The sequence below is a fragment of the Caulobacter sp. GW821-FHT05F04 genome (assembly GCF_059419665.1).
This window is the reverse complement of sequence record NZ_JBWKSF010000002.1, coordinates 44,209-58,853: the sequence shown is the minus strand read 5'-3', so window position 1 is coordinate 58,853 and position 14,645 is coordinate 44,209. Positions and strand designations below refer to the sequence as shown.

11 protein-coding genes are annotated in these 14,645 nt (G+C 68.7%); 4 read left to right on the top strand and 7 right to left on the bottom strand.

Going from position 1 to position 14,645, the window contains the following annotated elements:
- Window positions 1–44 precede the first annotated feature (44 nt).
- On the top strand, window positions 45–182 hold the full coding sequence (locus AC07R7_RS04640; RefSeq protein WP_199743329.1) for a hypothetical protein: 138 nt from the start codon (window positions 45–47) through the stop codon (window positions 180–182).
- Window positions 183–266: 84 nt separating this feature from the next.
- Here AC07R7_RS04640 and AC07R7_RS04635 read toward each other — a convergent pair whose 3' ends face one another.
- Entirely contained in the window at window positions 267–2,180 is a 1,914-nt protein-coding gene (locus tag AC07R7_RS04635) for a HAMP domain-containing methyl-accepting chemotaxis protein (RefSeq protein WP_494634316.1), read from the bottom strand.
- A 228-nt stretch (window positions 2,181–2,408) separates the two neighbouring features.
- On the bottom strand, window positions 2,409–5,300 hold the full coding sequence (polA, locus tag AC07R7_RS04630; protein WP_494634315.1) for a DNA polymerase I: 2,892 nt from the start codon (window positions 5,298–5,300) through the stop codon (window positions 2,409–2,411).
- 126 nt (window positions 5,301–5,426) lie between these two features.
- Between polA and AC07R7_RS04625 the strand changes: the two genes are divergently transcribed.
- The 3 genes from AC07R7_RS04625 to rarD all read left to right on the top strand — a co-directional run bounded on the left by AC07R7_RS04625 (window position 5,427) and on the right by rarD (window position 9,047).
- The gene (locus AC07R7_RS04625) at window positions 5,427–6,794 is read left to right on the top strand and encodes a TonB family protein (RefSeq protein ID WP_494634314.1); all 1,368 of its coding nucleotides are present in this window, start codon (window positions 5,427–5,429) and stop codon (window positions 6,792–6,794) included.
- Between the two features lie 96 nt (window positions 6,795–6,890).
- The gene (locus tag AC07R7_RS04620; protein ID WP_492837519.1) at window positions 6,891–7,919 is read left to right on the top strand and encodes an aspartate-semialdehyde dehydrogenase; all 1,029 of its coding nucleotides are present in this window, start codon (window positions 6,891–6,893) and stop codon (window positions 7,917–7,919) included.
- A 216-nt stretch (window positions 7,920–8,135) separates the two neighbouring features.
- Window positions 8,136–9,047, top strand: coding sequence for an EamA family transporter RarD (gene rarD, locus AC07R7_RS04615; RefSeq protein ID WP_494634313.1), 912 nt, complete (start codon window positions 8,136–8,138; stop codon window positions 9,045–9,047).
- 17 nt (window positions 9,048–9,064) lie between these two features.
- On the opposite strand, the gene AC07R7_RS04610 is transcribed toward rarD, so the two are convergent.
- From AC07R7_RS04610 to AC07R7_RS04590, 5 genes are all read right to left on the bottom strand, one after another.
- Window positions 9,065–9,859 carry a transporter gene (locus tag AC07R7_RS04610; protein ID WP_494634312.1) on the bottom strand — a complete coding sequence of 265 codons (795 nt, stop codon included), beginning with the start codon at window positions 9,857–9,859 and terminating at the stop codon, window positions 9,065–9,067.
- A 153-nt stretch (window positions 9,860–10,012) separates the two neighbouring features.
- A complete protein-coding gene (locus tag AC07R7_RS04605; protein WP_494634846.1) occupies window positions 10,013–11,137 on the bottom strand; it encodes a serine hydrolase domain-containing protein in 1,125 nt (374 codons plus the stop codon).
- 4 nt (window positions 11,138–11,141) lie between these two features.
- Window positions 11,142–11,993 (bottom strand): bifunctional hydroxymethylpyrimidine kinase/phosphomethylpyrimidine kinase, encoded by an 852-nt coding sequence (locus AC07R7_RS04600; RefSeq protein WP_492837524.1) that lies wholly within the window; start codon window positions 11,991–11,993, stop codon window positions 11,142–11,144.
- A 145-nt stretch (window positions 11,994–12,138) separates the two neighbouring features.
- A complete protein-coding gene (gene ahcY, locus AC07R7_RS04595) occupies window positions 12,139–13,530 on the bottom strand; it encodes an adenosylhomocysteinase (protein WP_492837525.1) in 1,392 nt (463 codons plus the stop codon).
- 97 nt (window positions 13,531–13,627) lie between these two features.
- Complete coding sequence (locus AC07R7_RS04590; protein WP_494634311.1) at window positions 13,628–14,626, bottom strand: DUF1176 domain-containing protein; 999 nt, start codon at window positions 14,624–14,626, stop codon at window positions 13,628–13,630.
- Between the last annotated feature and the right edge of the window lie 19 nt (window positions 14,627–14,645).

Here is a 14,645-nt window from a genome sequence, read left to right as displayed (position 1 = left end):
CGCCCGCGAATTGTCGCTTCAAGACGTCAGACCCGAGATAGGACATGGCTGCCAAGGCCTTCTTCACCGTCGCCCTGCTGATCGCCGCCGCGATCGGCCTGGCCCTGCCGACGCCGAACCCGAGCCACGGCCCCCGGACCACCCAATCGTCGTTCGAGACGATCGCCCTGAACCGCGGCTAAGCCCGCGCTAAACGAAGACGGGCTCCCCGGTTTCCCGGAGAGCCCGCTCAAGATCGCTGATCGTCCACGATCAGAACAGGGCGATCAGAACTCTTCCCAATCCTCGCGGACCGCCACGGCGGCCGAACCGCGTCCCGGACGAGCCGAGACCGCCGGACGCGCGGGCTCGGCACGGGCGGGAGCCCGAGCCGGAGCCGGAGCCGGAGCCGGCGGACGATAGGTCGTTTGGGCCGGACGCGACGTGGCGACGGCCGGCGCGCCCTCGGTCACGCGGAAGCGACCGACCAGCTCCATCAAGGCCGCGGCCTCGTTCTTCAGCGAGTGCGAGGCGGCGGTGGCTTCCTCGACCATGGCGGCGTTCTGCTGGACGACCTGATCCATCTGGTTCACCGCGCCGTTGACCTCGTTCAGGCCGGTGGCCTGCTCGGTGGTCGAGGCCGAGATCTCTTTCATCAACGCGTCGATCGAGGCGACCTGCTCGACGATGCGGCTCAGGGCCTCGCCGGTCTGGCCGACCAGATCCACACCCGCGCCGACCTGCTGGGTCGAGGTCGAGATCAGGGTCTTGATCTCCTTGGCGGCGTCGGCCGAGCGCTGGGCCAGGGCCCGAACTTCCTGGGCGACGACCGCGAACCCGCGGCCGGCTTCACCGGCGCGAGCGGCCTCGACGCCGGCGTTCAGGGCCAGCAGGTTGGTCTGGAAGGCGATCTCGTCGATGACGCCGATGATGTTGCCGACCTGGGTCGAGGAGGTCTCGATCTCGGTCATGGCGGCGACGGCCTGGCTGACGATGCGGCCCGAGCGTTCGGCGTCCGACCGGGCGTTGGCCACCACCTGCGAGGCCTCCTTGGCCCCCGCGGCGGTCTTGCGGACCGTCGCGGTGATCTCATCGAGGGCGGCGGCGGTCTCTTCAAGGCTGGCGGCCTGCTGTTCCGTCCGGCGCGAGAGGTTGTCCGAGGCCTCGGCGATCTCGTCGGCGCCGCTGTTGACGCCGCCGGTGGCCGCGTTGATCGACTGGATCGCCTGCTGCATGCGGTCGGCGGCGGCGTTGAAGTTGGCCTTCAGGCTTTCGGCCTTGGGCGCGAACGGGGTGGTGATCCGGTGGGTCAGGTCGCCGCTGGCCATATGGTCCAGCGCCTCGTTCAACGCGGTGATGGCGATGGCGTCGGCGCGGGCGACCTCGGCCTTCTCGGCCTCGTTGGCGGCGCGCTCGTCGTCGGCGGCGCGGCGGTGCTCGGCGGCGGCGGCCTCGATGCGGACCTTCTCGGCCTCGGAATCCTTGAAGTAGGCGACGGCGGCGGCCATGTCGCCGATCTCGTCCTTGCGGCCCTGGGCCGGCACCTCGACGGTGCTGTCGCCCGAGGCCAGGCGGCGCATGGCGTTGGTCATGGCGGTCACCGGCGCCGCGATGGCGCCCGTCAGCAGCAGGCCGCCGCCGATGGCGATGCCGGCCGTGATCAGGATGCCGATGGCCAGGGCCAGGGTCGATTCCAGCGAGGCCTTCTTCTGGGCGGCGGCTTCCGTCGCCAGCTGGGCCTCGGCGTGCTTGGTGATGGCTTCGATAGCGTTTTCGACCGGCTCGACCGCCTTGTCGGCGACGCCGTCGTTGCGCACCAGCTCGACCGCTTGAGGACGAGTGGCCGGATCGGCGCCCAGCCGCTCGCCCGGCTCGATGGCCATCTTGCGATAGTTGGCGTAGGCGGCGTCGACGGCGGCGATGCGGGCCAGGTCTTCCTGGTCGCCGGCGGCCAGCGCGCGCATCTCGTCCAGCGCCTTCAGGAACTTCGGCTTGTGCGCCTCTTCCAGGCGCTGGACGTAGTAGTTGTCGCCCGAAAGCAGGAAGCCGCGCAGCGAGTTCTCCTGACGGGTCAGGCGGAAGGCCGCCGTATCCGCCTGGCGCAGCATCTCATAGGCGCGCTCGGTGCGTTCCACGGAATGAGCGAGGGCGACCTTGTTGGCGTAGAGGGACACGCCCATCACAACGATGGTCGTAAGCATGACAGCGAAAACCGCCATCAGCTTGTGCGGAATTTTCAGATCGCCAAAAGACACCGGCCGGGGCTCCTCGAAATGGGGCGGCGACCGCTAAACCTCGGATAACACTACTCTTTGAAACTGCACTACGGTTCGCGGGCGTCACAGGCACAGTGGCCGCGAACAATTGCCGGGGCATTAACCGTGCCGTGGCGGAATGTCGCATAAATGACAACTCCGCCACTTTTTTGGTCAGTGAGCCTCATCCCAGTTGAGCGCGGCGCGGGCCTCGACGGTGAGCGGCACGGACAGCGCCACGGCGGGCTCGGCGGCCTTTTCCATGACGTCGCTGATCACGGCGCAGGCGCGATCGGCCTCGCTTTCCGGCGCTTCGAAGACCAGTTCGTCGTGCACCTGCAGCAGCATCCGCGCCTCGAGACCGGCCGCCTCGAGGGCGGCGGGCATCCGGATCATCGCCCGGCGCATGACGTCGGCGGCCGCGCCCTGGATCGGGGCGTTGATCGCCGCGCGCTCGGCGAACTGCCGCTGGCCCACCGACTTGGACTGGATCTCCGGGATGTTGATCTTGCGGCCGAAGACGGTCGAGACGTAACCGTGCTCGCGCACGAAGGCCTTGGTCGCGTCCATATAGGCCTGGATGCCCGGGAAGCGCTCGAAATAGGTCTTGATGTAGGCCCCCGCCTCGCCTTGCGAGATGCCCAGCTGGTTGGCCAGGCCAAAGGCGCTGATGCCGTAGACAATGCCGAAATTGATGGCCTTGGCCCGGCGGCGGATCATCGGGTCCATGCCCTCGATCGGCGTGTCGAACATTTCCGAGGCCGTCATGGCGTGGATGTCCAGGCCCTGCTGGAACGCCTTCTTCAGCTGCGGGATGTCGCCGATATGGGCCAGCAGGCGCAGCTCGATCTGGCTGTAGTCGGCGCTGATCAGCACCTTGCCCGGCGGCGCGATGAAGGCCTTGCGGATCTTGCGGCCTTCCTCGGTGCGGACCGGGATGTTCTGCAGGTTCGGGTCGGACGAGGACAGGCGGCCCGTCGTCGTCGCGGCCAGGGCGTAGGAGGTGTGGACCCGGCCCGTGGACTCGGCGATCGCGGCGACCAGGTTCTCGGTGTAGGTGCCTTTCAGCTTGGACAGCTGGCGCCAGTCCAGCAGGACGCGCGGCAGCTCGTGCTCCAAAGCCAGGCTTTCCAGCACGTCGCTGTCGGTCGACCACTGGCCGGTGGCGGTCTTCTTGCCGCCCTTCATGCTCATCTCGCCGAACAGCACGTCGCCGATCTGCTTGGGGCTGCCCAGGTTGAAGGGGCGGCCGACGATCTCCTGGGCGCGCGCCTCGAACTTGGCCATACGTAGCGAGAACTCGTTGGAGAGCAGGCGTAGCGCCTCGGGATCGACCTTGACCCCGTTGTTCTCCATCATCGCCAGCACCGCCGGCAGCGGCCGTTCCAGCGTCTCGTAGACAGTCGCCAGGCCCTCGCGCGCCAGGCGCGGCTTCAGCGTCTGCCACAGGCGCAGGGTGACGTCCGCGTCCTCGGCGGCGTAAGCCGTCGCCTCGTTCAGGCCCACATGCTTGAAGCTGATCTGGGCCTTGCCCGTCCCGGCCACCTGCTTGAACGGGATCGGCTTGTAGCCCAGGTGCAGCTCCGACAGCTCGTCCATGCCATGGCCATGCAGGCCCGCCTCCAGCACGTAGGAGATCAGCATGGTGTCGTCGATCGGCGCGACCTGGATCCCGTACCGAGCCAGGACGGCGATGTCGTACTTGGCGTTCTGCGCCACCTTCAGCACCGCCGGATCCTCCAGCAGCGGCTTCAGGGTGGCGATGACCTCGTCCAGCGGGATCTGCACCAGGTCGGCGGCGGCTTCCAGCGCCAGGCCGTCCTTCTCGCAGTGGCCGACCGGGATGTAGCAGGCCTCGCCGGCGTTGATGGCCAGCGACACGCCGCACAGACCGGCCGTGGCCGACGACAGGGCGTCGGTCTCGGTGTCGAAGGCCACCACGCCCTTGGCCGTGGCCTTGGCGACCCAGGCCTTCAGGGTGTCGAGATCCTGGATACGGACATAGGCCGCATGGTCGATGCTGACCGGCTCGGCCACCGCGCTGGCGGCGGCGCGGGCCGCGGCGCCCATGTAGGAGACCGTGCTGACCGGGGCCTTGGGCTGGGCCGGAGCCCGCTCGAGCGTGCCCGGCGTGGCGGCGGCCGAGCCGTCGCCGACCCGGCGAGCCAGGGTGCGGAACTCCATCTGTTCGAGGAAGGCCGCCAGGACCTCCTTGTCCGGCTCGCGCACGGTCAACTCGTCCAGCGGCTGCGGCAGCGGCGTGTCGCAGTCCAGCTTGACCAGGGCCCGCGACAGGCGGATCTGGTCGGCGAATTCGATCAGGGTCTCGCGGCGCTTGGGCTGCTTGATCTCGCCCGCCCGGGCCAGCAGCGTGTCGAGGTCGCCATATTCGGTGATCAGCTGAGCAGCGGTCTTGATCCCGATCCCCGGCGCGCCCGGGACGTTGTCGACGCTGTCGCCGCACAGGGCCTGGACGTCGACGACCTTGTCCGGATAGACGCCGAACTTCTCGAACACCTGTTCGCGCTCGATCCGCACGCCCTTCATCGGGTCGAACATCGAGACGCCGTCGCCGACCAGCTGCATCAGGTCTTTGTCGGACGAGACGATCACCGCCTCGCCGCCGACCTCGCGGGCCTTGCAGGCATAGGCGGCGATCAGGTCGTCGGCCTCGTAGCCGGGCAGCTCGATGGCCGGCACGCCGAACGCCAGGGTGGCCTCGCGCACCAGCGGGAACTGCGGGATCAGGTCTTCCGGCGGCGGCGGACGGTGGGCCTTGTACTTGTCGTAGAGGTTGTTTCGGAACGTCTTCTCGGAGTGGTCCCAGATCACCGCCAGGTGGGTGGGCGTGTCGCCCTGCATGTCGCGCATCAGCTTCCACAGCATGTTGCAGAAGCCCTGGACGGCGCCCACCGGCAGGCCGTCGCTCTTGCGCGTCAGCGGCGGCAGGGCGTGATAGGCGCGGAACAGATAGGCCGAGCCATCCACGAGAAAGAGCCGGACGGCGGGCCCGTCCTGGGTCAGGTCGGAAACGTTCGGAAGCGGGGGCGCGGCGGCGTCGGTCATGGCCGGCAACATAGGGGGCGGAAGGTGCGTCGGGAACCCTCTGGCGGCGCGCAAATGGATCGCCTAGGCTCCACCTAAGGTCGAGCCACGAAGGGGTCGTGCGCTGGCTGGTTCCTGGGGTTTCCCGTGCTGTCGCGCACTCTCCTGCTGGCCCTGCTCACGGCCGGCCTCTCCACCGCCGCCCTTTCCACGGCCACCTTGGCCACGGCCGCCTTGGCCCAGACCGAAGACGACGCCCCGCCCTCGGGCTGGCGGCCAAACTTCGTCACCCACGTGCCCGAGGCCAGGATGAAGGCCGCCTTCCCCAAGGGCGCGACCGTCACCGGCAAGGCCGTGCTGGGCTGCGTCGCCGACAAGGGCGGCCGCTTGGCCGACTGCAAGGTGCTGCGCGAGGATCCCGTCGGACAGGGCTTCGGCGAAGCCGCCCTGTCGGTGGTCGGCTACGAGCGGATCGCGACCAAGGACGCCCACGGCGCCTCGGTCGAGGGCCGCCCGGTTCGCACCAGCTTGGAGTTCCTGGCCCCCGGCGACGCCAATCCGGGCTGGATCCGCAAGCCGAACGGCGCCGAGATCGCCAATGTCTTCCCCAAGAAGGCGCTGGACAGGCGCGTCGGCGGCAAGGCCGTGATCCGCTGCAAGGCCACGGTCGAGGGCTTCCTCGAAGCCTGCCGGGTCCTCTCGGAATCGCCCGAAGGCATGGACTTCGGCGGCGCCGGCCTGCAGCTGGCTCCGCAGTTTCGGATGTCGCCCAAGATCCGGGGCGGCCGCGCCGTGCCGGGCGGCGACGTCAGCATCCCGATCACCTGGGAGGAGCCCCCCGGCGGGGCGCCGATCAACAGCACCTCCATCGTGCTGGACCCGCCCTGGAGCCGCGCGCCCACCCTGGCCGAGCTCGACGCCGCGTGGCCCAAGGCCGCGGCCGGCGAACCGTTCGGCCAGGCCGCCCTGCGCTGCGTCCTCATGAAGACCGGCCAGTTGCGCAGCTGCGACGTGATCTCCGAAAACCCGCGCGGCAAGGGTTTCGGCAAGGCGGCCCAGGACCTCTCGAAGCTGTTCCTGGTCAATATCGGCCCGGCCGACGCCAAGTCCTTCAAGGACTACAAAATCGATCTGCCCTTCCGATTCCGCGATCCGGCCGCGCCGGAGGCCCGCAAGCTGACCAAGCCGCGCTGGATTCGCACCCTGTCGGCCGAGGGCATGGCGGAGGTCTATCCGCAGGCGGCCGCGAAGGCGGGGGTCAAGTCCGGCCTCGGCGCGGCGACCTGCACGGTCACCGCCACGGGCGAACTGACCGGCTGCAAGCCCGCGCGCGAAAACCCTGCCGACCTTGGCTTCGGCGCGGCGGCGGTCGAGGCGGTCAAGGCCATGCGCATGAACCCCTGGACGCGGGAAGGCGATACGGTCGACGGCCTGACCATCACCATCCCGGTGCAGTTCACCCTGGACGTGAAGGCCCAGGACGAGCCCGCCGCTCCAGCTGGCAAGCCGGGCTGATCGCCCCGCCAACTTTCCTCGCCTTGCGCGCCTGGACCATGAAGCGTAACGAACCACGCTCCGCGCGGTACGCGGGCACAGTTTCAGGAGAGCGCGATGGGTTACCGGGTCGCCGTGGTCGGCGCCACGGGCAATGTGGGCCGCGAGATGTTCAACATCCTCGAGGAAGTCAAATTCCCCGTGGACAAGATGCACGCCATCGCCAGCCGCAAATCCATCGGCGTGGAAGTCTCGTTCGGCAACCAGATCCTGCACTGCGAGGACCTGGAGAAGTTCGACTTCTCGACGGTCGACATCGTGCTGATGAGCGCCGGCGGCGCCATCTCCAAGGCCTGGGGCGAGAAGATCGGCGCGGCCGGTCCGATCGTCATCGACAACTCAAGCCACTTCCGGATGGATCCGGACGTGCCGCTGGTGGTGCCGGAAGTGAACCCGAACGCCGTCGACAAGCTGCCGAAGAACATCATCGCCAATCCCAACTGCTCGACCGCGCAGCTGGTGGTGGTGCTGGCCCCCCTGCACGCCGAAGCCAAGATCAAGCGCGTCGTCGTCTCGACCTACCAGTCGGTGTCGGGCGCGGGCAAGGAAGGCATGGACGAGCTGTGGGAGCAGACCAAGGGCGTGTTCGTCCTGGGCGCCCCGCCGCCCAAGAAGTTCACCAAGCAGATCGCCTTCAACGTCATTCCGCACATCGATGTGTTCATGGAGGACGGCTACACGAAGGAAGAGTGGAAGATGATGATGGAGACCAAGAAGATCTTGGATCCGTCGATCAAGCTGACCGCCACCTGCGTGCGCGTGCCGGTCATGGTGGGCCACGCCGAGGCCGTGAACATCGAGTTCGAGACCCCGCTGGACGAGGACGATGTCCGCGAGATCCTGCGCGACGCCGAAGGCGTGGAAGTCATCGATAAGCGCGAGGACGGCGGCTACATGACGCCGAAGGAAAGCGCCGGCGAGTTCCCGGTCTATGTCTCGCGCATCCGCACCGACCCGACGGTCGAGAACGGCATCGCTCTGTGGTGCGTGGCCGACAACCTGCGCAAGGGCGCGGCGCTGAACGCCGTGCAGATCGCCCAGCTCCTGCACGACAAGGGCCTGATCAGGCAGAAGACCCCGGCCTAGGGTTCCTTAGATCCGATTTCCCCGGCGAAGGCCGGGGCCCAGATGGAAGAGCGCGGGGCTGGCGCTATCGGCTCCGCGCGCTTCCCATCAGCCCAAGCGCCTTGAGATCTGGGTCCCGGCCTTCGCCGGGAAGATCGGATTTTGGAAAGCTCAGCAAGATGCGGGCGGACGGCGAACTTGCCGGCTGAGACAAACGCCGCCGAAAGGTTTGGTCCCATGCCGCCCAGTTCAGCGAGTTCCTCGGCCGAAAGTCGTTCCGCCTATGTCGCCGGCGTCGGCTGTTACGTGCTCTGGGGCTTCCTGCCCCTCTACTTCCACCTGCTGTCGAACCTGGGCGCCACCTCCTGGGAGATGATCGCCCACCGGACGCTGTGGTCGGTGCTGTGGGCTGGCGGCCTGGTATTGATCGCCCGGCAGGGCGGCCAGGTCGCGCGGGTGCTGCGCCAGCCGCGCACGCTGGGGATGCTGCTGCTGTCGACGGCGGCGATCTTCGGCAACTGGACGATCTATGTCTTCGCGGTGAACGCCGGCCACGTGATCGAGGCCAGCCTCGGCTATTACATCAACCCGCTGATGAACATGGCCGCCGGCGCCCTGCTGTTCCGCGAGCGCATGACCGGCGAGGGCAAGGTCGCCATCGGCTTCGCGGCCGTCGGCGTCGCCATCCAGACCATCGCCCTGGGCCACCTGCCGATCGTCTCGCTGGGCCTGGCCGCCACCTTCTGCGCCTACGCCATCCTGCGCAAACAGGTGAAGGCCGACGCCCAGACGGGCCTGTTCATCGAATGCGCCTATCTGGCGCTGCCGGGCCTGGCCTATGTGCTGCACCTGCAATCGACGGGACAGGGCCATTTCGGCCACGGCGCCGCCGTCACGGGCCTGCTGGCCCTGGCCGGTCCGGCCACGGTCATCCCCCTGGCCCTGTTCGCCTGGTCGGCCCGCCGCCTGCCGCTCAGCGCCGTGGGCTTCCTGCAGTTCATCGCCCCCACGCTCCAGTTCCTGCTGGGCGTGGCGTTCGGCGAAGCCTTCACGCCGCTGCGGGCGCTGTCGTTCGTGTTCATCTGGCTGGGCGTGGCGACCTTCGCCTACGGAGCCTGGAAGAGGACCAAGGTCCTGGCGCCGGCCTGAAGACCGGGCCATGGGTCCTAAAAGCGGTGCGCCAGGCCGACCACCAGCTCCAGGTCCGGCGTCTGGCGGTTGAGGCCGACATAGGCCGAGGCGTCCAGCTGGACGTCGTGCAGGGCCTTGGGCGTCCAGGCGGCGGTGAGGTCGAAACTGGCCTGGGTGACATGGCCCGACGGGTCGTCGTCGCGATCGACCCACAGCTCCGCGCCCAGGTTCACCGGGCCGACCGCGCGGCCGACGCCGCCGGCCAGGGCGTAGCCGCCGTGGCGACCAGACCCGCTGGCGTTCTCGCGCGCCTCGACCTGGGGCGACAGGCTCAGCGACCAGTCGGCGTTGAGCGGGATCGAGAGCGGGACGATCACCCCGCCCCGCCACAGATCGCCGCCGATGCCGTTGGCGCCGGTCGGGGCGGTGGCATAGGGCTGGATCGCGGCCGAAAGACCGTCGCCGCCGGGGTTCTTCAGCGACCACCGCAGGCCAAGGCCCAGGTCGCCCGCGCCCGAGACGGTCGAAACGACGCCGTGGTCGTTGGTCTTCACCCGCTCGTGGGCGGTCCAGGTCAGCTGTCCTTCGACGGTCGAGGTGAGGCCCAGCCGCAGCTCCAGCCCGCCGTAGGAGACATCGTCGACCGAGACCCCGCCGCCCCGGCTGAAGGCGGCGTCGACCCCGCCCAGCTCGGCCTGGAAGCGCCCCTTGTCCAGCACGCACGGCGGCGAGCCCTTGCCGGGCCGGTCCGCGCAGAAGTCGCGATCCTCGGCGTGGGCCGCGCCGGCCAGGGCGAGCAACAGGGTTGCGATAGCAAGAGCGCGCGTCATTCGACGTCTCCCGACTCGATGGCTATTCCGAAATCCGATTTCCCCGGCGAAGGCCGGGGCCCAGATCATAGGGTCTAAGGCGCCAAGATAGTCTGAAAGCCACGGCTGGACCTGGGCCCCGGCTCTCGCCGGGGAGATCGGGACGAGGGGGACCTAAAGCGAAGCGTAAGCCGCCTCGATCAGGCGCACGGCGCGCGGATCGCCGATCAGGGCGGCGCCCTGCTTGTTCATCACATAGGCCCCCGACACGCCCCGCGCCGGATCGGCGAACGCGCACGAGCCGCCCCAGCCCGAGTGGCCAAAGGCCTCGGGCGTCGGGCCGTAGAACATGTTGGGTTCGTTGCGCATGAAGCCCGCGCCCCAGCTGATCACGAAGGGCAGCACCAGGTCCTGGCCGATGATGCGCTGGGCGCTGGCGGCCTTGATCCCGGCCGGGGTGATGATCGAGCGGCCGCCCAGGGTCCCGTCGGTGGCCAGGGCGCCCATCAGGCGGGCCAGGGCCTCGGCCGTGGCGTGACCGTTGGCCGAGGGGATCTCGACCCGCCGCCACTCGGCCGCGCCGCGTCCGCCGGGCGAAGACCAGGGCTTGAGAAAGGCGGCGGTCACGGCGGCGTTGATCTCGCCGAACTTGGGCAGGGCCGTCGGGCGCATCAGGTCGGCGACGCGGTCGTGCTCGCTGTCGGGCAGGCCGATCCAGAGATCCAGGCCCAGCGGGGCGCAGATGTCCTCACGCAGGGCCGTCCCCATGGTGCGGCCGTCGACGCGGCGGAAGATCTCGCCGGCGATGTAGCCGTAGGTGACCGGGTGATAGCCGCTGGCCGAGCCGATCGGGAACAGCGGAGCCATGGCGGCCAGTTTCGCGCAGGTGGCGTCCCAGTCGAACCACAGGGTCGGGTCGGTCTCGTCCGGGAACCCCGACAGGCCGGCCTGGTGCGACAGGGCCTGCTCCACCGTGACCGCGCCCTTGCCGGCTTGCGCGAACTCCGGCCAGACGTCGGCGACGGGCTGGTCGTAGGCCAGGCGCCCCTCGTCGACGAGGCGCGCGACCATCAGGGCCGCCACGGCCTTGGTGGTCGAGAACAGGGCCGTCAGCGTGTCGGGACCGAAGGCGACCTCGCGCTTGCGGTCGGCGAAGCCGCCCATCAGGTCGACGACGATCTCGCCATCGACGGCGAACGAAAAGCGCGCGCCGAGCTCGCCTCCATCGACGAAGTTGGCTTCGAACGCCTCGCGCACGCGGGCGAAACGGTCGGGGCAGAGGCCGGTGATTTCGCCCACCATCCTAAGCCAGCCGCTCGATACGGACCGTCGGCGAGGTCTGCTTGATCCGTGCGCCCATGGCCACGATCGGCAGCTCTGGCGCGTTCCAGATATTGGCGGCGGTGACCGTCTCGGCCACCCCGCCGACGGCGCGGGCCAGGCCGTACGAGAAGGTCTGCCCCTCCAGGATCGAGGCGGCGTAGAGGGCGGTCAGCAGGTCGCCGGTGCCGTTGGGCGAGCGCTCGGCCTTGGCGTGAGCGGCCAGCCACGCCTCCTTCTTGTCGGCCAGCACGGCGCCGATCTCGGCCCCGCGATGCACGGATGAAACCAGAGTGATCTTGCCCAGCAGCCGGGCGGCGCGCATGGCGCTCTGCGGGTCGCGGGCGTCCGTGCCGGTCAGCTTCTGCAGCTCCCAGCTGTTGCAGGCCACGACGTCGGCGCGGGGGATCAGGTCGGCGATGATGGCGTCGGCGGTCTCGGCCGGGATGTAGAGGCCCTTGCCGGCGTCGCCCATGGTCGGATCGACGATGACGGTGGGCCGCCGAGTGGCCGCGCCGTTCGGGCGGGGAGACTCTCGCACGGCGTCGATGACCCGCGCGGCGGCCCGCACCTGGGCGGCGGTGGCGAAATAGCCGGTGATGACCAGGTCGACGAGGCCGAACAGCCCGTTGGCCTCGATCCCGTCCATCATGCCCTCGAACACCTCGATCGGCACCGGCGCCCCGCCGGGGATGCCCCAGCCGGGATGGCGGCCATACAGCACGGTCGGCACGACCATTGAGTCGATACGGAACTGCGCCAGGGCGGTGGCTTGCGCCGTCGCGCCCACCTGGCTGCCGGCGACGTGGCTGGAGATGATCAAGGCTAACGGCATGGCAAAGCGATTAGCCGAGCAATGCGGACTTGAATAGGGCGTCCCGACCTGTGGCCGAAAAAGAAAAGGCCCACCGTCGCCGGCGGGCCTTTCCTCTTGTTTCAAACGATTTCCGCAACGGAAACTGGCGCCGCGGATGTCGCTATTAGTAGCGATAGTGGTCCGGCTTGAACGGACCCTTTTCCGGCACGCCGATGTAGTCGGCCTGATCCTTGCGCAGGGTCGAGAGCTTGGCGCCCAGCTTTTCCAGGTGGAGGAAGGCGACCTTCTCGTCCAGGTGCTTGGGCAGGGTGTAGACTTGGTTTTCGTACTTGGCCTTGTTGGTCCACAGTTCGATCTGGGCCAGGGTCTGGTTGGTGAACGAGGCCGACATCACGAACGAGGGGTGGCCCGTGGCGTTGCCCAGGTTCACCAGACGGCCTTCCGACAGGACGATGATCTTCTTGCCGTCCGGGAATTCCACGTGGTGGACCTGCGGCTTGATCTCGTCCCACTTGAAGTTGCGCAGGCCGGCGATCTGAATTTCCGAGTCGAAGTGACCGATGTTGCAGACGATGGCGTTGTTCTTCATCCGGCGCATGTCGTCGACCGTGATGACGTCCTTGTTGCCCGTCGCCGTGACGAAGATGTCGGCCTTGTCGGCGACGTCCTGCAGGGTCTGGACTTCGTAGCCCTCCATCGCCGCCTGCAGGGCGCAGATCGGGTCGATCTCGGTGACGATCACGCGGGCGCCGCCTTGGCGCAGCGAGGCGGCCGAGCCCTTGCCCACGTCGCCGTAGCCGCAGACCACCGCGACCTTGCCCGACAGCATGACGTCGGTGCCGCGGCGGATCGCGTCGACCAGCGATTCACGGCAGCCGTACAGGTTGTCGAACTTCGACTTGGTGACGCTGTCGTTGACGTTGATGGCCGGGAACGGCAGGTCGCCCTTGGCGGCCATCTGGTACAGGCGGTGCACGCCCGTGGTGGTTTCTTCCGACACGCCGCCGATGGCCGCGCGGATGGCCGAGTAGAAGCCCGGCTTTTCGGCCAGATACTTCTTCATCACGGCGTAGAGGGCTTCTTCTTCCTCGTTCTGCGGGTTGTTCAGGATCGACGGATCCTTCTCGGCCTTCGGGCCCAGCACGCAGAGCAGGGTGGCGTCGCCACCGTCGTCGAGGATCAGGTTCGGGTAGCCGCCGTCGTGCCACTCGAAGATCTTGTGGGCGTATTCCCAGTACTCGACCAGGTTCTCACCCTTGAAGGCGAACACCGGCACGCCAGAGGCGGCGATGGCGGCCGCGGCGTGGTCCTGGGTCGAGAAGATGTTGCACGAAGCCCAGCGGACCTCGGCGCCCAGGGCCGTCAGCGTCTCGATCAGCACGGCGGTCTGGATGGTCATGTGCAGGCTGCCGGCGATGCGGGCGCCCTTCAGGACCTGGGCCGGGCCGTACTCGGCGCGCGTGGCCATCAGGCCCGGCATCTCGGTCTCGGCGATGGCGATTTCCTTGCGGCCGAAATCGGCGAGCGAGATGTCCTTGACGATATAGTCGGCCACGGTCGGGCTCCTGCGGTCGGATGGGATCTTGAGCGGCTTATAGCGCGCCCGACCCTTCCTAGCAATTAACGCATAAAGATATCTTTATGTCCGACGCTCAGCGCGCGCGGAACGTGGTGACCCAGAAGTCCTGCGACAGCCCCTGGCAGGCCGACAGCTCGGTGCGCTCGGTCAACACAAAGGCCTTTCCGGTCCAGGCGTGGGTGGTGGCGATCCCGCAATCGGCGACGCCTCGGCCCTTGGCGTAGCTGTGCAGTTCCTGGCGGTCGGCGTCGAACTCGGCGCTGGTCGCCATGGCTCGTTCCTTGACATCTCCAGGCCCGCCGAGGTCGACGAGGCGGACATGGCCGCCCTTCTCGTCGGCCAGCACCAGGGCCGAGCTGATCTGATACGCCCCGACCCAGCAGGGGATGGTCCACAGCACCATGCCCGACGCCAGGCGGCTGGACGATGGCGCCTCCGGCGGCTTGGCCTCGCATTCGAAGCCCTTCAGGCGGTCCAGCACGGCCCGGGGCGGCGTGTCGGTCAGACCGGTCTGGCTGACCGGCTTGGCGGCGCGGATGACCGGCAGGGACGGTGGAGCGGGTACGGCCGAGGCCGGCGACGGCCCCCTGGCGACCAGGGCGGTGACGCCGCCGGCGCGCTTCTGCCGATCATCGATCCAGCGCAGGGCGGCCGAGCCGCCGCTGAGCGACAGGGTGACGACTGTCCGATCGCCGGACCGCACCGTCAGGGCCCGGCCGCGTGCGATCGCGGCCAGCAGCGCCGGAACCTGCGCGGGGCTGACCGTCCAGCCGCGGAAATCGTCGTCGGAACCCTCCGGCGCCCCGGTGCGGGCCACGGCCTTGCCGTCCACGGCCAGGCTCAGCGGACCGTTGATGCCCTTGCCCGCCTCGGCGGCGAGGTTGATGTCGAACTCGGGGATCGCGCCGGCTTCCGCCGCGCGACGGACGCGCAGGACCGCGCCGCCCTCTTCGTCCGGCGGAAAGCCATAGGCCGTGCAGACCCGGACGTTGTCGCAGGCCGCCCACCAGTCCTTGAAGGTCGCCGTACCGTCGCTAGCGGCGGCGGAACCGGCCAGCAGCAACCCCGCCATGAGGACCGTCGCCCGCAGC